A 20,488-nucleotide genomic window follows, 5' to 3' on the forward strand; every position below is an offset into this window, starting at 1 on the left:
TATACGAGCCACGACGATCACCTCTTGTCCCATGGGCCTGGGCTGTCGTACCAGGCACCGGGCTCAACGTCTTCGGGCGTGAGGAAGGTCTGGCAGTTCGGGCAAATCGGCTTCTCGTCCCAGCCTCCCACCTTCGGATTCCAGTACAACGCCCGTGTCAGCATCACCAGGTTCGCGTCGCCACCGAGCGCATTGATCACATTTCCCTCTGCACAGTAGCCGCAGCCTGAGGAAGCTACAGCGATTTCACCTGTTTCCGCGTTGTAGCCTGCGGTCCATGTCTTCAGCAGGGTGCTCCGGTTGACGGGTATCCCATCGCGATCGGGGAATAGCGTCCGGTCCGCCACCCGGTCCCGCATGTTCCGGGCCCCTGCGAGACCATCCTCAAGGGTCGTACCCCGTGGCAGACGGCTCTTGTTGACAGTCGCTGCCGACGACGCCTTGGAACCGATGGGGCCGTTCCGGACGGGCGCGCGTGAGTCCCGTGCCGACGGCTTGGTCCCCGAAGCCCCGGTGCTCGGTGAACTCGGCTTGGCGGCTGCCGCCTCGGCCTCCTCAGAGTGCGCCTGAGCGTTCGCCCGCTTGATCGCCGCCATGTCCGCGATGTCGGCCGCCGCGTTTTCCGTCGCCTCGGCGCCCGCCCCCGCCGCAGCGGCCGCGTCGCCGCCGACAGCGCCCTCGGCCGCGCCCCTGAGGTCTCCCGCACCGCCCTCCACTCCCCTCTCCGTGAGCCCGGCGGCACCGCCTCCGGACTCGCCGCCCGAATACACGCCGCCGGCCACAGCGCAGGACGCCTCGTGCGACGGGCCACCTCCGCTGATCCAGAACTCGCAGTTGGCGAAGTCGAAGGGCACCAGCAGGACGGAGTCCAGCAGGTTCGGGGAGACCTTGTCGTCCTGGTTCGCTTGGGGCAGTTGCTGTGCCGCCGCGACGGTCGAGGAGGAATCCGTGTCACCGCTGGAGGTGGTGGTCGGCGGAGACCCCGGTGACGGCGACGGAGTCTTGGGCTTGGACTTGGACTTGGACTTGCAGGTGAATCCCGCCGCGCACGTATTGGACGGTGAATTCGCCCAGTCGTCGTACCCCGTCGGATCCGAACCGCTCGCCGGATTGTCCGCCGCGTAGGTATATCCGCCCATCTGGTTCGGATCGCCCGCCTGGAAGAGCGGGTCGGCGGTGAGGAACCGCCCCAGCGTCGGGTCGTAGTTCCGCGCCCCCAGCAGATCCAGCCCGGTCACCGAATCGCTCGGTTTCCCCAGGAAGCCGTGGTTCTCGTCCCCCGCCACCCACGTCGACGGAGCCGTGCCGCGCGGATTGCCGTACGGGTCGTAGTACCGGCGGGTCACCGCGAGGGTGGTCGCGTCGACGGCCGTGGTCGCCGTGCCCTGTGAGGTGGCTACCTGGTAGGTGACGCTGCCGCTGCTGGAGCGGGTGACCTGGGTGCCGTCCGGCCCGGCGTAATAGCGCAGGGCCGTGCATGTCTTCGCCGCCACGTCCAGCGTCAACTGCTCGGCGCCGCCGAAGAGATAGAGGACGCGGGTCTTGTCGGTGCCACCGATGGTCGCCGTCTGTTCCAGCAGGTTGCCGTCGGCGTCGTAGAGGTACTTACTCGTACGGCTTGTCGTCCCGGACGGGGTCGAGACCGTCGCCGTCCGGCCCTCGGCGTCGTATGTGAAGGTCTGCGTCTGGCCGGCCGGCAGCGCGCCGGACGTGATCGTCGACCAGGTCTGGCCCTTGCCACCGCAGGTGGTCAGGGTCAGTTGGGTGCCCTTGGTGGCGCTGGCGCTCGGGTCGGTCAGGCACAGGGTGCTCTTGGCCGCGTTGACCAGTGTGCCGGTCGACGTCACACGCCACTTCTGGGTCGCGTCGGTCGAGCAGGTGTCCATCACCACGCCCGTGCCGGAGGCCGTCGCGTTGCCCGCGGTGTCCAGGCACAGGTTCGCCGCGGTCACCGTGCCATCGGTGTTGACCGTCCACTTCTGTGCCGCTGCCGTCGAACTGCACGTGTTCACCTCGACCTTGACGCCCGAGCCCGTCTCCTCCACGCACAGCTTTCCGCCGCCGGTGAGGGTGAAGCCGGTCGTCAGCGGGCCCGTGGTCTTCGTGGCCCGGCTGACCGTGTTGCCCGCGTTCTTCCCGGCCGTGTCCGTGTACGACGGGGTCTGCGTGGCCGTACCCGTGCCCGGGTTGCTGATCGTGGTCGCGCCCGCCTGGTCGGGGTGGGCGGCGGAGGCGGTTCCGTCCGCACCCGCGTACGAGGTCGACTGGGTCGTGTCCGCGAGTGCGTTTCCGGTGGTGTCGTGGTTCACCGTGCCGGTGCGGTCTCCGAGCAGGTCGTAGGTGTACGTCTGCCAGTACGGCGCGGGTCCGCCCACCGTCTTCGTCTTCACCGGGGCCGCGCTGGTCTGCACGGAGGCCGAGTTGCATCCGCCCACGGCGCCCACCGGTGCGGTGCCGGAGTCGGTGATGCCGGCGGTGTCGGTCCAGGCTGCGGTCAGCCGCTGGAAGGAGTCGTAGGCGAAGCACTGGGTGTCGTGGGTGGTGTTGTCCTGGAGGTCGTCCGTCGCGGTGAGCTCGCCGGCCTGGTTGTAGCGGTAGTTGACGACGTCCAGGGCCGTGGTCGACGTCTGCACCATGCTGCTGGTCTGCGTGGTGGCGCCGGTCGTCGCGTCGTACTGGGCGAAGGTCGCGAGCTCCTTGCCCGTGGAGCCGTAGTTGGTCTGCAGGACCCGGCCGAAGGGGTCGTGGACCGTGCCGTCCAGGTACGAGGGCGTGTTGGCCGCGTTGATGTAGCCGCCGAAGCCGTCCAACGCGCCCTGCAGGGTGTAGCCGTAGCCGACGCGCTCGGCCGGGAGGCCGCCGTCCGCCTGGTACTGGGTGGTGGCCAGCAGACCGGTGTTCGGCGTGTACGTCGACGACAGCGAGTACGTGATCGTGCCGCCCGCGCTGCCCGCCCTGCCGGGGAAACCGTCGGCGGACGGGACCGTGAGAGTCGAACCGAGCGGCTGGTAGGCCGTGTTGTAGCCGGTGATCGCCTCGGTGTACGCGCTGCCGCTTGCGCCACCGACATAGCGGGTCGAGGAGGTCGGGTAGCCCTTGGCGAGCGTGTCGTAGACCCGGGAGGTCTGTTGCTTGGCCGGGTCGGGCGTGGCCGACCAGGGGGCCGCGTACTCCGCCGTGACGCGGCTGTCCCAGTCGTACGCGTACGACAGCACCTGGCCGCGCGGGTCGGTGGTCTGGAGCAGGTTGCCGAGCACGTCGTACTTGTCGAACGTCGTCGTGCCGGTGTTGGGGTCGGTCTGGGAGGTCGGCTCGCCCATCAGGTCGTAGTGGTAGGACCAGGTGTTGCCCGCGCTGTCGTTGACCGTGTCGAGCTGGCCGGCGGGCGTGTAGGTGTAACGGGTGGCGGCGTCGGCGGCCGGGACCGCGCCTGCCGTGCCCTGCTTCCACAGGACCGTGCTGCCGTCGCCGCCGACGACGGCGAGCGTCGAGTCGGCGCGGACCTGGAGCGTCGCACCCGTGGTCGCGGTCAGGCCGCTGTTCCACTTCGAGGCGCCGGCTGCGGTGAGGACGGCGAGGTTGCCGTCGGTACCGAACTGGGCGTATGCGCCCGGGTTTCCGCTCGTGCTGCTGGACCAGAGGGTCTTGCCGCTGCCGAGCGCCGTGAGGACCAGATTGCCGTCGGCCTGCATGGTCAGGCGCACGCTGTTGGAGGTCAGCGAGGTGCCCGACGGGATGATGCTGCCGCCCTTGAGCGTGACCGTGGCGCCGGTGTTCTTCACCACCGACTTCACGGTCTGGCCGAGTGCGTTGGTGTAGGACGCGGTCGAGGAGGCGCCGGCCGGCGGGGTCGTGTCCGTCTCGTCGGCGCCGGGGTAGGCCGTGCTCGTGCCCCACTGCTTGACGGCCTGGTGCCACAGGGTGCTCCCGGTGGCGCGGCCCTGGCCGTCGTACGTCGTCGTGGTCTCGGCGGGGATCTCGTTCTCGTTGGCCGCGTACAGGGTGGCGGACGGGGAGTGGTCCGGCTCCGAGTAGGGGGCGTACGAGGCGCTCGGCCGGCCGTGGGAGTCGTAGAACGTGTCGGAGATGATCCGGCCGGTGTCGGAGTCGCCGTCCGCGGTCGTCTGGACCTGACGGGGCTGGAGCATCCCGTCGTAGATGCTGGTCGACGTCGAGTAGGTGCCGTCCTCGCGCAGGGTGCGGGTGGTGACGGACGACGGGTCGCCGGGCTGGGTGATCGTGCCGCCGGGGGCGGGGACCGCACCGGGGTTCACGGAGTACGCGAACGTCATGTCCGCGCTCTGTGTCGCCTTGTCGCGTCCGGGCAGCCAGACCGCGGTGCGGCGGCCGAGGGCGTCGTAAGTGATGTCCGTGACGCGGTTGTTGGCGTCGACGTTCTCGACGGGCACCCCACGCAGCAGGTCGAGGGTGGACGTGACTTTCCACTGCTGCTGGTTGGTGGAGACGATGCTCGTCGGGTTGGTGTTGCCGCCCGCACTGTTCCACTTGGGCAGGTAGTCGGTGTGGGTGCCCTGGCCCGTCGTGTCGAGGGAGTCGGTGACGCGGCCCGCGGCGTCGTAGGAAATGCCGCTGGTGGTGCGCCAGTTCTCGGTGCCGTCGGTGGCGAAGCCGGTGCCGACCTGGGTGCCGGTGACGCGCGGGTGGGTGACCGTGCCATAGGCGCCGAGGGCGCTGACGGAACCGTCGCCGTCGTAGTAGACCTTCTTGTCGGAGAGCAGGGTATCGGTGCCGGGCTTGGTGCCGCAGGGGCCGGAGACCGCGGTGATGCGGTCCGGGTAGGCGAGCAGCATGGTGTTGTCGGCCGACGAGGAAGGCGCCGCGTAATCCGTGGTGGCACATTTCTCCTGCGCCGCCACGGAGACGTCGCCGTGCGCGTCGACGGACTGCACCCGGCCCTGGTCGTCGTAGCCGGTGTCGGTGCGGGTGTGCCGCCAGGTGCCGTCGGCGAGCAGGGAATAGCCATGCGACTGGGTGGACTTGATCCGGCGGGCGGCGAGGTCGGGCAGGGTGGCCTTGTCCGGCGCGGTCTCCCCCGGGTGGTCCTCCTGGGTCCAGGCCGTCCACGAGGTGCGGCCGGTGTGTGCCGTGGTGGTGAAGGTGAACGGTCCGTTGACGGTGGAGGCGTTCACCGTGCCGCCGGAGGCGGTGTACGTGTCCGACTGCAGTGCGGTGCCCGCGAGTTGGTCGGCGTCGGTGACGCTCAGCACGGTGTTGCCGCCGACCTTGGCGTCCACGGTGACCGAGTGGCGGGTGCCGTCGGCCTTGTAGTCGCCGTCCATGCCCTGCAGATAGGTGGTGGTCTGCTGGGTGACCGGCTCGGGTGCCTTGCCGGTGCGCACGGTGACCGTGCGGAAGCCGCGGAACTCATCCCAGGTGCGGTACTGGTCGTCGGTCAGGTCGGAGTCGTCGCGATGCCATGCGGCGCCCGAGTAGGCGTATGTGGAGACGTGTGCCTCGGAGCCGGCCGGGATCTTCGAGGCGTCGGGGGTGTACTGGCCGGCGATGGTGAGGTCGGCGACGGTGACGCTGTGGACGGTCGTCTTGTTGAACCAGTCGGCGATCGGCTTGGAGGCGCCGGGCACCGTCCAGTACGCGGGATAGCAGGAGTTGGTGTTGGAGTCGGCCGACTTGATGTCGAGCGACTTGCCCGCGCACGGGTTCTGGTTGTACTCGACGGTGATCGACTCGCCGGTCTCCGTCTGCACGTTGGAGATCCGCGGCCGGTACAGCGGTGGGGCGGACGGGGAGTCGTCGTCGACCCGGTTGTCGATCTCGGTGCCGGTGAAGGAGACCTGGTTCAGCGCGAGGTCGCTGTTGCCGTTGCCGTAGGTGCCCTTGCCGGTGTGCCGGATGGACTGGAGCCACAGAACGGCCTGGAGCGAGCCGGCGTCCTTGGGGTCGACAGTGGTGCCGCTGACCGGGTCGACGGCGCCGCCCGCGTCGGAGTACACCTGCCCCAGGTCGTAGCTGTCGACCGGGACCGGCTTGTCGGTGTCGCTGTCCTTGACGTGGACCTTGGTGGTGATGTTGTCCAGGCGTGTGGTCGACCAGAACGTCGGCGAGGAGACGACGCAGACATCCGTCGGCACCTTGGTGGCGTCGTCGGGCAGTTTGGTCTTGTCGGTCGCGTCGCAGTGCAGGTCCCAGGGGACGTCCGGCCAGTGCGGTGCGGTGTTGTCGTCCAGATTCCCGGCCGAGCAGTCGGTGAAGGCGGACGTCGTCTGGCAGCGCTGCTTGGAGGCGAAGGCCACCTGCGCGGACGGGGTACGGCCGGCCTGCTCGTCATCGAGGGTGTAGCCGTAGGAGATCGAGGTGAGCGTGCCGCCGTGAGTGTACGAGGTGAGGGTGCCGGTGTCGTCCGTGTCGTCGGTCGCGGCCGCCTGGCCACCGCCGAGGTCGTAGTAGCCGGTCTCGGTCGAGTAGTCGTAGCGCTGGACAAAGCCGTTCGGGGAGACGACGAAGTCCAGGTTCCAGCGCCAGCCCTCGGGCTTGTCGCAGCGGGACTTCTTGCCGTCGGCGTCGCTGTGGCACGGGTCGGAGGACCGCGGGTGCAGGACGGGGACGCCCCAGGCCGCGTGCGTGGAGTCGTCGCCGGAGTCCGACGAGGCGAGCCCCTTGGTGCCGGGGCCGGTCGGTGAGTGGTCGGCACCGAAGTAGGCGGCGGTGCCGTCAGTGGTCAGGACGCGGAAGTAGGTTCCGTCGTACAGGCCGTTGGCGGCCCCGGACAGTTCCTGTACGACAGTGCCGTCGTCGCCCTGGAGCTTGAACTCCCTTATCTCACCGGGCAGTCCAGAGGAGGTGGTCGGGACCAGGACACCGGAGTGCGAGCCGAAGGAGACGGTCGCGTTGGCGCCGCCCCAACACTCGTCACCGGAGCCCTTGAGGATCTCCTTGCCGTCGGAATCGAGGAGTGAACCGCAGGAGCGGTACGACCGCTCCACGAAACCCGGCTGGTAGCTCCAGCCGTCACCGATCCACGACGCCTGCGAGTTGCGGGCCGAGGTCTCACCGTCCACGGACTGCGAGTCGTACGACAGCTCCACCGAGGGGCCGGTGTCCCCGACCCCGGCCGGCAGGTCGATGGGGTAGGAGTACGAGTAGGCGCCTGTGCCGGAGGCCTGCCAACTACCCGCCGGAGTCAGCGAGGTCGCCGAGTAGTCGCCCTGCGAACCCCGGCTGCCGGAGGTGACGGCGATCGCCGAGTCCGCGGTGGTGGTCGCGGTGAGCTGGTTCGCGGTGGCACGGTTGACGGACTTCAGAGGTGTGCGGGTGCGGCATTCGGCGCGCTGCGGAGTCGTCAGGGCACAGGCGGGGAGGCGGGTGAGGGTGAGTCGGGCTCCGTAGCCGCCGCCGTAGGCCTTGGCCACGGACGAGTAGTCGACGACCACGCTGACCTTGGCGGTATCGGACGTGGCCCTGTCCAGTCCGACCAAGAGGCCGGTGTCGGCTCCGGCCCGCAACGCCTGGGTGCGGGAGGCGAGTCGGACGCGGACCTGCTCGGACTTCGCCTGCGGAGACTTCGCCTTTCCGGACGACGCCACCCACACGGGCAGCGAACCCGCCCTGGCCGGCTCGGCCTTGAGGGCGACGGTATGTGAACCAGCCTGTGGCGAGGCGGCCTTGACCGCCTGGTAGCGAGTCAGCGCACGGTAGCCACGGGGGTGAGCGATCGTCGGGCGGGTCAGTTCGTGGTCACCCACGGCGGGTGTCGCCGGCAGCGGCTTCGGCTTCCAGATGTCACCGTCGAAGACGTAAGGCCCGACGCCGTTCTGCGCGACCGCGCCCGTCACCAAGAGCGCCATCACGGCCAGCAGAGCGGAGACGAGCGTCAGCGTTCTTCGCACACCCACGTGTGACCTACCCCCGAATGAAACGGCCTTGGTGGCCCGTTGACTGAAAGGTCACGTGGTCGGCGTGATCCAGGTTGGGAGGTTAAGAACGACCTTGACCGAATCTCAACACTTTTTGCCGATGCCATGACAATGTTGTGATTTCCCTTGACGTTTCCTGTGTACGTTTTGTGCCGGGGGAGCGAACATCACTGCCGCACGCCGTCGCCGACGTCCTGACCCGTCGTCCGGCGAGCCGTTCACTGGCGCGGATGGTCGCAGATCTCGTGTCTGCCCTGTCCGTCGTGCGAAGGAGTTGTTCCGTGCTGCCGTCATCCGCCCGAAGACTGGCGCTGTTCCCGGCGCTCGGCGCACTGCTGCTCACGGCGCTGGCCGTTCCGACGGCAGCGCTCGCCGACGGCGAACCCGCCGACACCGCCGACCCGTTGCTCGCCGCACAGGCCCAGGCGGTCTCCGACGGCACCTCCGTACCGGTCGACGCGCTGACCAGTCAGACAGACACGGTGGTGGCCAATCCGGACGGTTCGTTCACGACGACCTCGGCCGTCCTGCCGGTCCGCGTGCGGCAGGACGGCGCCTGGGTTCCGGTGGATGCCACGCTCACCGCCGGCGCCGATGGCGCTTACTCCCCCAGGGCCACACCCAGCGGCGTACGCCTGTCCGGTGGAGGCACCGGCCCGCTGGCCACGCTCACCGACCCCGCCGGGCACAGCATGAGCCTGACCATGCCCTTCGCCCTACCCGCCCCGCAGGTCAGCGGTGACACAGCGCTCTACGCGTCCGTGCTGCCCGGGGTCGACCTGTCGGTGTCGGTCACGGACCAGGGCGGCTTCAGCGACGTGCTGATCGTCCACGACGCGCAGGCGGCGGCCGACCCACGGGTCCGACGGCTCGCTGTATCCACGGACACCGACGGCCTGGATCTGTCCGCCACCGGGGCAGGCGGCATGACGGTGACCGCCCCCGACGGCTCGGTGTCGTACACGAGTCCGCCGCCGCTGATGTGGGATTCCAGCACGCCGGCCACCACGTCCACGGCGACCACGCCGCGCTCTGCCGCAGTCCTCAAACCTGCCTCCTTCGCGGGGCTCTCCGCCGCCGATGATGAACCGACGGCTCCTGCCACCTCCTCCTCGGCGGCCGGCCCCGGCTCCGGCGCCCAGGTCGGCCAGGTCCCGATGACCACCACTTCCGACGCCATCACGCTGGCACCCGACGCCTCGGTGCTCGACGGTCCGGACACGCACTACCCCGTCTACATCGACCCCTTCGAGAACCCGGTGACCAGCAAGTCCGGCGCCTTCGACGAGGTGTACTCCAGCTCGGCCTGCTCCGACGCCCCGCAGTACAACAAGCCGCAGACCAACGGCGAGGGTGTCGGCTACCAGCAGTGGGGCGGCGCCTGCGGGGACGGCCTCGAACGGTCGTACTACGCGATCGACACCTCCGGCCTCGACCCGTCCATGAAGGTCATCAAGGCCGAGGTGAAGGTCAGCACCAGGTACGCGGCCAGCGTCGACTGCTCCCACAACCAGCCCATCACCCTGCACACCACGGGCACGATCAACGAGAACACCGACTGGGGCAATCAGCCCGGAACTCTCGACGACAACGGCTACCCGGCCGTGAAGACGACCGTGCCGAGCGGGGCGAACGGCAACAGCAGTTGCAGCAACAGCACCGCCTCCTTCCGCGTCGACGACCAGGTCCAGAAGATCGCCGACGGCAACAAGGGCACCTGGACGATCGGCCTGTTCGGCAACGAGTCCAGGACCAGTTCCAATCTCGACTACCTGCGCATGTCCCAGACACTCGCCCTGACCACCAACTTCGACATCCCCCCGGACATCCCCACCAAGGTGCACACCACACCGCCGCCGCTGGGCGCGGACGGCGACTGCGTCACCGGCAGCGCGGCCGGCTGGATCGGCGCGACGACGTACAGCGGCGCGGGCAGCAACATCCAGTTGCACTCCACCGTCACCACCCACATCTCCGGCGAGCACGCCGAAGCTCATTACCACGTCTGGGACCGCTCCGACCTCGACGCCGACGGAAACGCCGCGGACAAGGGCACGCCGGACAGCGGCATGGTCGCCTCGGGTGCGGACGCGGACGCACCGATCGGCTTCACCCTCAAGGACGGTCACGGGTACGGCTGGGACGTCTACGCCCAGGACAACTCCTCGATCAAGATGACATCGCCGATCAGCGACCACTGCTGGTTCAACACCGACTTCACGCCGCCACAGACACCGACGATCGCCGACAACCCGCACTTCCCGCCGGTCGGCAGCGGAACCGGCGACACCTACGCGGGCAGCGACGTCCACGCGGACTTCGCCGTCTCCGCGGCCGACAACACCCCGGCCGACACCTGCGCCCCGGCCGCCTGCCAGGCCAGCGGCATCGACCACTTCCTGTGGCAGCTCGACAGCCAGCCCACCATCGCCACCGGCCAACCCGCCAAGGTGACGTCCACCAGCGGCGCCACCGCCTCCGGGACCGTCACGATCAATGTCACCGACTGGGGCGTGCACACCCTGTACGTCGGCGCGGTCGACCGGGCCGGCAACCTCTCCCAGAATCCGGTGAGTTACACCTTCACCGCGCCCTGGGACCCGAAGACCAAGATCGCTCCCGGGGACATCACTGGCGACGGCAGCCCCGACCTGCTCGCCACCACAAGCAGCGGCGACCTGGAATTGGTCCCCGGCGACAGCGACCCCGCCCAGGCGCCCGTGGCGGCGCAGGACGGCCCCGTCGGCAGCAACCCGCCCGCGATCACCGGCCCGGTGATCGTCTCGACGCCGAAGGGCGCGCCCACCGGTACGTGGAGCGACTACCTGATCGCCCACCGCGGCAATCTGCACGGTGACACGCACGACGACCTGTTCGCGTACAACACCAAGACCCAGCAGTTGTACGTGGTGAAGAACGACCTCGATCCGAAGGAGGACGGCGCCTTCCCACGCACGCCCTACTCCACCTTCCCCGGCTTCGTCGGACGCCGCTACGACGTCGTCACCAAGGACGACTGCGAGGCCACCGACACCGTCCCCGCCGACCGCTGCACGAACGCGGGCTACGATCCCGCGAAGCCCTGGGACATCTCCCAACTGGTCGTCGACGGAGACGTGTACGGCAACGCCGACCACCCCGCCGTGCTCACGGTGGAGAACAACAAGCTGTGGCTGTACCAGACATACGGCGTCAACCACCTCGGCCATCCGCTGCTGCTCGGCGACGGCGACTGGTCCGGCCTGACGCTGATCGCCCCCGGCCGGGTCGGCGGCACCTTCTCGGTGGACGGTGGCGGCAACGGCAAGGTCACCGGCGGCACGCCCACGCTGTGGGCCCGCGATGACGTCTCCGGCACCGTCTACACGTTCCCGATCGACGTGGACAGCGGCACTCTCCTGCCGAAGCTGCTGCACGCCCCGGTGCGCACCCCGCTGGTCTCCGCCGTGAAGACGTCCTCCGGCGGCACGGTCTGCCTGGACGACGCGGGCGGACACACCGCCGACCACACCAAAATCCAGATCTATACCTGCAACGGCAGCCCCACCCAGCAGTGGGTCCTGCACGACGACGGCTCACTGCGCGTCCTGGGCAAGTGCCTCGACGCCACTGACGGCGGCACGGACAACGGCACCCTGCTCCAGCTCTACACGTGCAACGGCGCGGGGTCCCAGAAGTGGACGGCGAGCGCCTCCGGCAGCCTGGTCAACCCGCAGTCCGGCAAGTGCGTGGACAATCCGGGCGCGGCCACGACCAACGGCACCCAGGTCCGCCTGTACACCTGCAACGCCTCCGCCGCCCAGAACCGGACGAGCAGCGCCGCCGCGGGTTGGAACACCCACCCCGCCACGGCCCTCTCCATGATCCTGCGCAAGCGCGACTACCCGACGGTCGCCTCTCCCGGTGACGTCAACAGCGCGACCGGCGGCCCCGACGGCAAGCCCGACCTGTACACCACGGACACCGCGGGCCAGCTGACCGAATACGCGGGCGCTACGCCGTCCGGCACAACCGCCACCTTCGCCGACCCCGCATCACTCGGCACCGTCACCGACACGGCCACCCACCGCTGGAACCTCGCCGACGGTACGGGCACGACCGCGGCCGACCCGACGGGCAACGCCCCCGCCACGCTGACCGGCGGTGCCGCCTGGACCTCCGACACCGACCGGGGCACAGTCCTGAACCTCAACGGCAGCACCTCGTACGCCGCGACCACCGCTACCGGCGTGAACACCGCCGGCAGCTTCACGGTCTCGGCCTGGGTGAAGCTGAACTCTCTGTCAAGCACCAACTCGACGTTCGTGTCGCAGTCCGACGACCCGGCCGTCGGCGCGGCCAACGGCTTCCAGCTCTACTACTCCTCGGCCAGCCAGGTCTGGGCTTTCGGCCGCCACGACGACGACAGCACCAGCACCGCCTTCACCGCGGTCTACGGCGCGAAGGCCGCGGCCTCGAAATGGACCCACCTCGTCGGTGTCTACGACGCCGTCGCCGGCCAACTGCTTCTCTACGTGAACGGCCACCTGTCCGCCACCAAGTCCTACACCGGCACCGACTGGAACGCCGTCGGCCCCGTCCAGTTCGGCCGCCGCCTCTTCCAGGGCACCTACGCCGAGTACGCGAACGGCCGCCTCAGCGACGTCCGCCTCTACCCGACGGCGCTGCCCCCGGCGGACGCGACGGCACCCGGCAACAGCGTGGTCGTCTCACAAATCGGGTGAGGTATGAGGCACCGATGAGCTGCAGTCGTACCTCCTGTTGGGCAGAAGACGACACTCTGCCCGGGCACGGGCCTCGCCCTTGGGCGCGGCCCCCACAGGGGAAGCGAGCAGCAGGCTGACCGCGTAATCGTCGGGGTGCCACAACAATCGCCCTCGCGTGCACGTCCGCTTACGCGGTTGACCAGGATCCGATCTGCACGGTGGCCGCACGCTCGGCCACCAAATGGCCACCGCACCGCTCCGAACAGATCGAGGCGGATCAACAGCAGGGAACAAAAAACAGTTCACGGGCTGGCACAACGAAATCACGACCGGCTGTCAATCTCGGACCTACGCATCGGGATGCGTAGCCCACAGGTGCCCGATCAGCCCTGATTCCAAGGTCAACCAAAACAAGGAACCCCAGGTCAGAGGCCTGACCTGGGGTTAACCACGGAGCCCCCTGTCGGATTCGAACCGACGACCTACGCATTACAAGTCCGGGAAGGATCTTGCCGGCTGGTTCCGGACGCTCCTTCGGTGTCCGAAACCACCAGGTCAGGACAGGTACCGCGCGGGGCTCAGTCCACGCAGTGATGGTCTCTGCCACCTCGTCCGCTCACGCATCGCTCACGCATCACGTGCCGCCGAGCAGGGGCTTCATAGCAACCACCGGAGCGACACCGACAGCCAAGGCGGCCGGTCGTGAGGAGGCCGAGTGCTCGGCCGGGTCGCGAGGGCCGTGCGCAATCCAGCGCGGTGCATCTCAGTCCCCGGACATGACCAGTGGCCTGACCGCTCGACGGGTGGCTGGCCGATAAGGCGCATCCGTTCAGGCACTCTGTGGTGCACTGGCACCTACCTGACAGCGGGCTCGGCGCCAGCCTCTCGCGTACCCGGGCCAGAGTCCTGAGGACCAGCGAGCAGCGAGGAGTCGCCATGACCGTACGCGGGCATGAAGGGCCCGGTGGGCCGACCGTTCCCACTCCCGTGAACCAGGGTGGCCAGGGCAGGGTGATGACCCTGGCGGGGACACTGGCGGCAGCGGAGACAGCGGCACCCGTGGAGTCGCTCGACGTGGTCGCGCGGATGCTCAAGGAGCACCTCGGGGCCGCGTCGGTGTCGTTCCTCATCACCGACTTCACCGGCGGCTCGGTGGTGCGGCTGGGTGCGGCGGGCAGCGTCGATACCGATGAACCCGCCCGGCGCATCACCCTGCGGGGCACCCTGTACGACGACGTGATCCGCACCCAGCGGCCGAGCGTGGAGGACAAGGGCGAGGGCGCGCTGGTGCGGGTCGTCGCGCCGGTGACCAACCGCGGGGACGCCATCGGGCTCCTCGAACTGTTCCTGCCCGCGGTACCCGACGCGGAGACCATGCGGGAGGTCGGCGAGACCGCACACGCCCTGGCGTACATCGTCATCGCGAACCGGTCCTTCACCGACGTGTACCAGTGGGGCCGCCGTACCACTCCGCTGAGCCTGGCCGCGGAGATCCAGCACCGGCTGCTCCCGGCTTCGCTGGCGTGCGAGGCCGCGCAGTTCGCCGTGGCCGGGGCGCTGGAGCCGGCCGACCACGTCGGGGGCGACACCTTCGACTACGTCATCGACCGGGACACCGTCCAGCTCTCCGTCACCGACGCCATGGGCCACGATGTCGACGCCGCGCTGCTGGCCACCCTCCTGGTGGGCGCCCTGCGCCGGGCGCGGCGGGCCGGTGCCGACCTCGCCGAACAGGCTCGCCAGGCCGACCGGGCCATGCGTGAGCACGGCCGTCACAGCTACGTCACCGGTCAGCTTCTGCGCATCAGCCTGATCGACGGCACGACCGAGTTCATCAACGCCGGGCACCCCTGGCCGCTGCGCATGCGGAACGGCGAAGTGCAGGAGATCACTCCGAAGATCGATATGCCGTTCGGCTTCCTCACCCCTCACACCTACCGGGTCCAGTCGCTGGACCTGCAGCCGGGCGACCGGCTGGTGATGCTGACCGACGGCATGCTGGAGCGCAACGCCAACAGCCTCGATCTGTCGCACCTGATCGTGCGCACCAGCGCACTGCACCCCCGTGAGGCCGCCCGCACTCTCATCGGGGCGATCGTCGACGCCAACCACGGCCACCTGCAGGACGACGCGACCGTCATGTGCCTGGACTGGCACGGCGTCGACCAGTCGGAGCGGGACGCCAACACCGGCGCCGACCTCACCGACGCCTCCGCACCGTCACGAACAAGGCGGATGAATTCCGCGCAATGACGCGACGCCTGCTCCCGCATCCCGCTGCGTCCGGTCCCCAGGCGAGGCGGCCCGGGCACCTGCCTGGCTGACCGCGTCACCGCGGGAGACGCCTGCGACGGCGGCCCAGGCGCAGGCCAAGGAGGACGAAGTCGGCGACCAGAACCACCACACCGATGACCAGCAGGTAGAAGAGGCCCTTCGCCGCCACACCGATGATGCCGAGCACGATGGCCACAAGGACCAGTAGGAGAAAGAGAGCCATCGGTGTCACCTCATCGTGGAGCACATTGGTGGGGGCATCAGCGGCGGGCGAGGCGACGTTCGCCACCCTCGCCCATTCTGTAGGCGAGGGCGTAGTGGGCGAAAACCGTCTTCTCGTCCTCCGCGAGCAGTTCGCCGTCCGTGCCGATCGAGGGTGCTTCCTTGACCTGCTTCTTGTCGTAGGCAACCTTCAGATAGCCGGGACCGACCGTCGCATCGCCCAGAGGGACGAACACCAGCCGGTGCCGGGTCGGCAGGCCGACCCTGACCGTTGCGAACGCGGGCTGGTCTGTGGCCGTGTCCACGTAGACCGCCTCCAGGACGCCGATCTTGTGCTGCTCATGGTCGACCACGTCGTGGCCCCGCCATTCCCTGATGTCTTGCGCCTCGAACACGGCAGCCCCTCTGTCGCAGGTCAGCTGAAGACCGCTGGCGTCACGTTCTCCTCCCTCCTTACCTGTCCACGGAGCGTCACACCCTTCAGAGCGGCCCGCTTGTAGGCCGGACGGCGGACGGCTTTCACGCGCGGCGCGATGCCTCTGCGACAGCCCGGCCCTTCGCGGTCCATCGCCCGGCAGCTCGGGCGATGAGCGGCGCGATCGGAAACTGTCGCGGTCAGTAGGCGGCCAGGAAGATGGCGATGTAGTGCGCGGTGAAGGCCGCCACGGTCAGGGCGTGGAACACCTCGTGGAAGCCGAACCAGCGGGGTGAGGGGTCGGGGCGCTGGAGGGCGTAGACCACCGCGCCGGCGCTGTAGAGAAGCCCGCCGACCACTATGAGGATGAGTACGGCCGCTCCCCCGGCGTGCAGGAAGTCGGGCAGGTAACGCACCGGTGCCCACCCCAGCGCGAGGTAACACGGGGTGTACAGCCAGCGCGGAGCTCCGACCCAGAAGACCCGGAACGCGATACCGGCCAATGCGCCCGCCCACACGATCCACAGCAGCAGGGACCGCTGGTCCGGCGGAAGGAGAAGCACCGCCAGGGGTGTGCAGGTGCCGGCGATGATGAGGAAGATGTTGGCGTGGTCGAGACGTCGCAGGAGTGCCTCGCCGAGCCGCCCCCAGGTGCCACGGTGGTAGATCGCGCTCGTTGCGAACAGCATGCCGGCGGTGACCGCATACACGACGCAGGCCAGGGCCGCCTGCGGAGTGCGGGCCCGACAGACGAGAACGATGCCTGCGATCAGCGAGGCCGGGACCATCGCGGCATGGAGCCAGCCACGCAGCCTCGGCTTGACCGGTTCGGCTGCCCGCTCCACGAGAGCGGCAACCGTATGACCTTTCCTTTCCGCTTTATCCTCCTCTGATCCGACGGGCGGCCGGTCTTGAGGATTCTCTGCACTCCATGAGGCGACGTGAACGTATTCGGCTTCAGCAGCGTCGCGGGACACAGCTTCTCGTCCTCCCTCGGACTCCTGGGCGCCACCAGTGATCACGGGGCCATGCTAAAAGACGGCACTCCACGCCATTCCGGGAGGCCGGTCTCGAACACCACGCCCAGTCGCAGGCATGGTGTTCCGCAGCCGTTCCCACTCCACCCTCGTTGATACTGCCGTCAACTGGGCCAGCCGAAGCCGAGTAGACCGGCTGGTCATGGGAACGATCAGGACTTCCGAACGGGCATTCCGCCCGCCTACGCGCAAGGAGCGTCGCTGCTTCCTGAGGTCCGCCCCCACGTATCCGCCCCCCTCGCAAGCCAGTTGGAGCATCGGTTGGGCCTGGCGGCTGGAGAACGCTTCCGGGCGGAACTGTGGAGGTCCTCGGGTACCGCGTATCTGCTGCCCGCCAACATCAAGGCCCTTGTGCAGCGTTCGGTGACCGGAGAGGGAACCGCCCCCTGGCCCGCCAGCTCCTCTCGGCCCGCGATCAGATGCCCCGACGAACGTCTGAACGTCTCCGTCTCCAAGCCGTACGACAGCCGCTCAGGAAGTCTGCGGCCGAGGTTGCGTCGGACCGGGATTCATTTCAACAGATCAGGGCCGCGCGGCCGTTGCTGCGCGGCCCTGATCCCCTGCACCACAGATCATGTCGACGCCCGGCACCAGAGCCGGTCCCGTGTCCGGGTGAGAGCACGGCGCGCGGCCGACGGCAGTCAGGGACGCGGCGTGCGCAATCCTTCGGGCAGGGTTGCGGGGTCAGGCCGGGTTGATGTTTTCGGCCTGGGGGCCCTTCTGGCCCTGGGTGACGTCGAACGTCACGACCTGGCCCTCCTGAAGTTCACGGAAGCCGGAGGAGTTGATCGCCGAGTAGTGCGCGAAGACGTCCGGGCCGCCGCCGTCCTGGGCGATGAAGCCGAAGCCCTTCTCCGCGTTGAACCACTTCACAGTTCCTGTAGCCATGTCTCATGCCTTCCAGTCGATGAACGCCTCCCCCTCCATGGGGAAAGCGGAGGTGATCGCCCTGGTCCCTGCGGCACAGCACAGCAAAACGCCCATGCCGGGAGCATGGGCTGGAGAATTCCGAACCACGACAGCTGACGCAGACGCTACACGCCCACACACCGCGTCACCAGAGAAAGCGATCACGCCGCACACCAGGACGGGGCGTACGGGGGTGCCCGCCGATGTCGGCGGGCCCCCGTCTCAGGCGGTGGTCGTCGGGTCCGCCGATTCGGCGGCGCGGCGGTATTCGGCGTTGATGCGCTGGGCTTCTTCGAGCTGGTCTTCGAGGATGATGATGCGGCAGGCGGCCTCGACAGAGGTGCCGTGGTCGACGAGTTCCCGGGCGCGGGCGGCGATGCGCAGCTGGTAGCGGGAGTAGCGGCGGTGGCCGCCGGCGGAGCGGAGCGGGGTGATGAGGCGGGCTTCGCCGATGGCGCGGAGGAAGCCCTGGGTGGTGCCGAGGAGTTCGGCGGCCCGGCCCATCGTGTAGGCGGGGTAGTCGTCGTCGTCGATACGGCCGAACGAGTCGTCTGCTGTCATTTGCACCTCTCTGTGGAACGCGTCGAGGGGCCTTGGTGCCATTTGGCACCAAGGCCCCGAAGGAACTGCTACACCATCTGCCGGCCTTCGTACTGCGTCGGCCCTCTGTTTCCGCAGACCCGACCGGAATACCGTCGGGGCTGCTGGGATCGCGGTTGCTTGACCGGAGACCACCTCACTATCGATGTCCTGCGGTACCCGGGTTCAAGATGTCGGCCCGGGCGATCCTGATGGCGCTCGGCTCCTCCGTTCTCCCTCTGGGATCAACTGCTTACAAGTGGGGTACTGCGCACTGCTGGTGATACGAACTGCTCAGCGGCCTGTGACAGCGCCGCTCTTCGGCAGCCAGCCCCGTCGCCCGTCCTGCGTCTGCTCTGGCTTGGAACCCCACTGCCGAACCTCCCGGTGCGCGCGTCCGCAGCCGACGCCTTCACCGAGGTGCTGCTCACTCACTTCACTGCCGGGTCCTGCGAACTGCACTTACAGGTACTGCCACTGCGGTCCTGCTCACGGCAGCCCCTGATCACTGCGGGCCACCCGGTCCGGTCGTCAGTCGCGTCACCGTCCTGCAACCGCTCTGGCTTCGCGACTCCACCACCGCACCGTCCTGCCAACTGCACCTGCGGATACTGCGCTGCCCGGCAGTTCGTGTCTGCCAGGCCCTGCTGTCTCTCTGGGCTACGAGAGAACCATAACCACGACCCCGCTCCAATGTCTACTCCAACAAACACAGATTTCCGTGCATTCGACAGAGAGGGAATCGGCCTCGAACAGTGACCGGAGCAGGAGGAGTGGCTGTCAGCGCCACAACCGTCGCCCCGCGCACGCGAAAGCGTGCGATTTTTCCTCGGAAGTCTCCAACGTCCGATCGCAGCTAGGACGCCGACATCGTGGTCCTGGTCGTCCCGGAACGCGTCACCAACGCCGTGCGCCACGGCGGCGGCACCTGCACCCTGGACCTGACCGCACACCCCGACAGCATCGAGGTGGCCGTGCACGACCGCAGCCCGCAGGCGCAGAGCATGCGCACCCCCGACCGGAACGACGGCACCGGAAGCGTCGGCTGGCCCATGGTCAACCGCCTCGCACGCACCACCGCGGTCACCCGCCGGGCGGCCGGCGGCAAGACCGTGAACGCGCCCGTCGCCCGGTGACGCCACCGCTGAAGCAGCCCGATGGCCGGCAAATACAATCTGACCCATGTCGAAGCATGACGAGCTGCTCGTTGACGTCGCCACCGTGGTGGAGTCCGGGCAGAGCAACCAGATGTCCCTGACCGTGGTCACCGGCGGCGCTGTCATCACCGGCCGGCTGGCTCCCGAAGCCGTGTGGAGGCGGAGGGTGTCGGAGGTTCTGACGGATTCCGCCCGCCTGGGAGAGTTCTCCGCCGTGTTCGACACCCCCGCAAAGGAGGACGGGCCACCCACTCATCTGCACTTCCACGTCGCCCGAATTCTTCAGGGCACGGTGGGGATCCCGGAGACGGGCGGGATGTACCGGGTCGCGATCGACGACGTCAGCGCCTGGACCGTGGGCGACTTCAGCTATTCCGACCACTGATATTCCGGCCGCCGAGGAACCACGGCGACGGGAACCCGTCGCACGCAGTGTGGGCCCGGCCGACTCGCGTCGGCCGGGCCCACTGCTGTTCAGGTGTCGGCGCGTGCCTGTCGCGTCGGTCAGGCAGACATAGGAGTGCCGAGCATCGCGGAAGCCTGCCGGAGCGAGCCGAGGATGCCTACGGGTGCGGCCTCGGGGAGGGCGCGGCAGGTGAAGCCGAGCTTGGTCATCGCCCGGCGGACTTCGTCGGCGCTGAAGTCGCGGCGGTCCTGGCGGGTGATGACCTGGCCGACCTGCTTGACGGGGTAGTGACGGCGGCCGATGATCACGGACTCACCCATGACCTGCTCGGGCTTGATGCCCTTCATCGATTCCAGCACACCGCTCTTGGTGAGCTCGAAGGGGAAACGGGCGATGACGCAGCGCATGGGGCCTCACAGGGAGAAGGGGAGAACGGTCCGACCGGGGTGAGGCGGATCAGCGGGAGAGGGCGAGGACGCCCAGAGCGCCGCCCTGCCCGTCGGCCCCAGGCAGGGCACCGAGCCGCCGACGGGAACGCATCGCGTGCTCGGCTTCGGCCATCGTCATCACGGGTGACGTGAACGACCGGTGGTCGCCGAGGATGTCGCGCAGGCGGACGCGGTCCGTGTAAGCGGAGTTGTCGCGCACGGCGGTGAGTTCGGTCCGGGTGACCAGGCCGGTGCACTGGCCGTCCTGGTCGCAGACGACCAGTCGGCCCGTGCAGGCCGCGGTCATGACGGACAGCGCCACCTCGACGCTCATGTCGTCCCAGACCTGCGGTCCAGCCGCCTCCATGACCTCAGCCGGCGTCCTGTGCACAGGGCCGGCGTTCACCGGGCGGGGCTGCGTCTCAACCAACGTCAAAAGATGCCTCCTGCAGAGATGGGTCAG

General features: G+C 68.7%; 11 protein-coding genes and 1 pseudogene. 4 read left to right on the plus strand and 8 right to left on the minus strand.

All coding sequences use genetic code 11. The features are described 5' to 3' along the window. Window positions 1–17: 17 nt before the first annotated feature. Window positions 18–7,871: a ricin-type beta-trefoil lectin domain protein gene (locus JHN63_RS54195; protein WP_200677234.1), complete on the minus strand. Its 7,854-nt coding sequence runs from the start codon at window positions 7,869–7,871 to the stop codon at window positions 18–20. Between the two features lie 302 nt (window positions 7,872–8,173). On the opposite strand from JHN63_RS54195, the gene JHN63_RS03835 reads away from it, so the two are divergent. Further along, window positions 8,174–12,616, plus strand: coding sequence for a LamG domain-containing protein (locus JHN63_RS03835; protein ID WP_200677235.1), 4,443 nt, complete (start codon window positions 8,174–8,176; stop codon window positions 12,614–12,616). A 996-nt stretch (window positions 12,617–13,612) separates the two neighbouring features. Continuing rightward, complete coding sequence (locus tag JHN63_RS03840) at window positions 13,613–14,851, plus strand: PP2C family protein-serine/threonine phosphatase (RefSeq protein ID WP_200677265.1); 1,239 nt, start codon at window positions 13,613–13,615, stop codon at window positions 14,849–14,851. Window positions 14,852–14,927: 76 nt separating this feature from the next. On the opposite strand, the gene JHN63_RS03845 is transcribed toward JHN63_RS03840, so the two are convergent. The 5 genes from JHN63_RS03845 to JHN63_RS03865 all read right to left on the minus strand — a co-directional run bounded on the left by JHN63_RS03845 (window position 14,928) and on the right by JHN63_RS03865 (window position 18,016). Further along, window positions 14,928–15,095: a hypothetical protein gene (locus tag JHN63_RS03845; RefSeq protein ID WP_200677236.1), complete on the minus strand. Its 168-nt coding sequence runs from the start codon at window positions 15,093–15,095 to the stop codon at window positions 14,928–14,930. 37 nt (window positions 15,096–15,132) lie between these two features. Continuing rightward, window positions 15,133–15,489 carry a PRC-barrel domain-containing protein gene (locus JHN63_RS03850; protein WP_200677237.1) on the minus strand — a complete coding sequence of 119 codons (357 nt, stop codon included), beginning with the start codon at window positions 15,487–15,489 and terminating at the stop codon, window positions 15,133–15,135. A 220-nt stretch (window positions 15,490–15,709) separates the two neighbouring features. Next, window positions 15,710–16,354: a hemolysin III family protein gene (locus JHN63_RS03855; protein WP_200677238.1), complete on the minus strand. Its 645-nt coding sequence runs from the start codon at window positions 16,352–16,354 to the stop codon at window positions 15,710–15,712. 876 nt (window positions 16,355–17,230) lie between these two features. After that, the gene (locus JHN63_RS03860) at window positions 17,231–17,434 is read right to left on the minus strand and encodes a cold-shock protein (protein ID WP_008735947.1); all 204 of its coding nucleotides are present in this window, start codon (window positions 17,432–17,434) and stop codon (window positions 17,231–17,233) included. Between the two features lie 243 nt (window positions 17,435–17,677). Continuing rightward, window positions 17,678–18,016 carry a MerR family transcriptional regulator gene (locus JHN63_RS03865; RefSeq protein ID WP_200677239.1) on the minus strand — a complete coding sequence of 113 codons (339 nt, stop codon included), beginning with the start codon at window positions 18,014–18,016 and terminating at the stop codon, window positions 17,678–17,680. 795 nt (window positions 18,017–18,811) lie between these two features. Here JHN63_RS03865 and JHN63_RS03870 point away from each other — a divergent pair. Both JHN63_RS03870 and JHN63_RS03875 read left to right on the plus strand, forming a co-directional pair. Further along, a pseudogene (locus JHN63_RS03870) lies at window positions 18,812–19,170 on the plus strand (ATP-binding protein). Between the two features lie 46 nt (window positions 19,171–19,216). After that, window positions 19,217–19,576: a hypothetical protein gene (locus JHN63_RS03875; RefSeq protein ID WP_200677240.1), complete on the plus strand. Its 360-nt coding sequence runs from the start codon at window positions 19,217–19,219 to the stop codon at window positions 19,574–19,576. Window positions 19,577–19,695: 119 nt separating this feature from the next. Here JHN63_RS03875 and JHN63_RS03880 read toward each other — a convergent pair whose 3' ends face one another. Continuing rightward, a complete protein-coding gene (locus JHN63_RS03880; protein ID WP_200677241.1) occupies window positions 19,696–20,004 on the minus strand; it encodes an SCO5918 family protein in 309 nt (102 codons plus the stop codon). A 49-nt stretch (window positions 20,005–20,053) separates the two neighbouring features. Next, on the minus strand, window positions 20,054–20,461 hold the full coding sequence (locus tag JHN63_RS03885; RefSeq protein WP_200677242.1) for a CBS domain-containing protein: 408 nt from the start codon (window positions 20,459–20,461) through the stop codon (window positions 20,054–20,056). Between the last annotated feature and the right edge of the window lie 27 nt (window positions 20,462–20,488).

It is taken from the genome of Streptomyces sp. MBT65, from assembly GCF_016612545.1.
Taxonomy (GTDB): domain Bacteria; phylum Actinomycetota; class Actinomycetes; order Streptomycetales; family Streptomycetaceae; genus Streptomyces.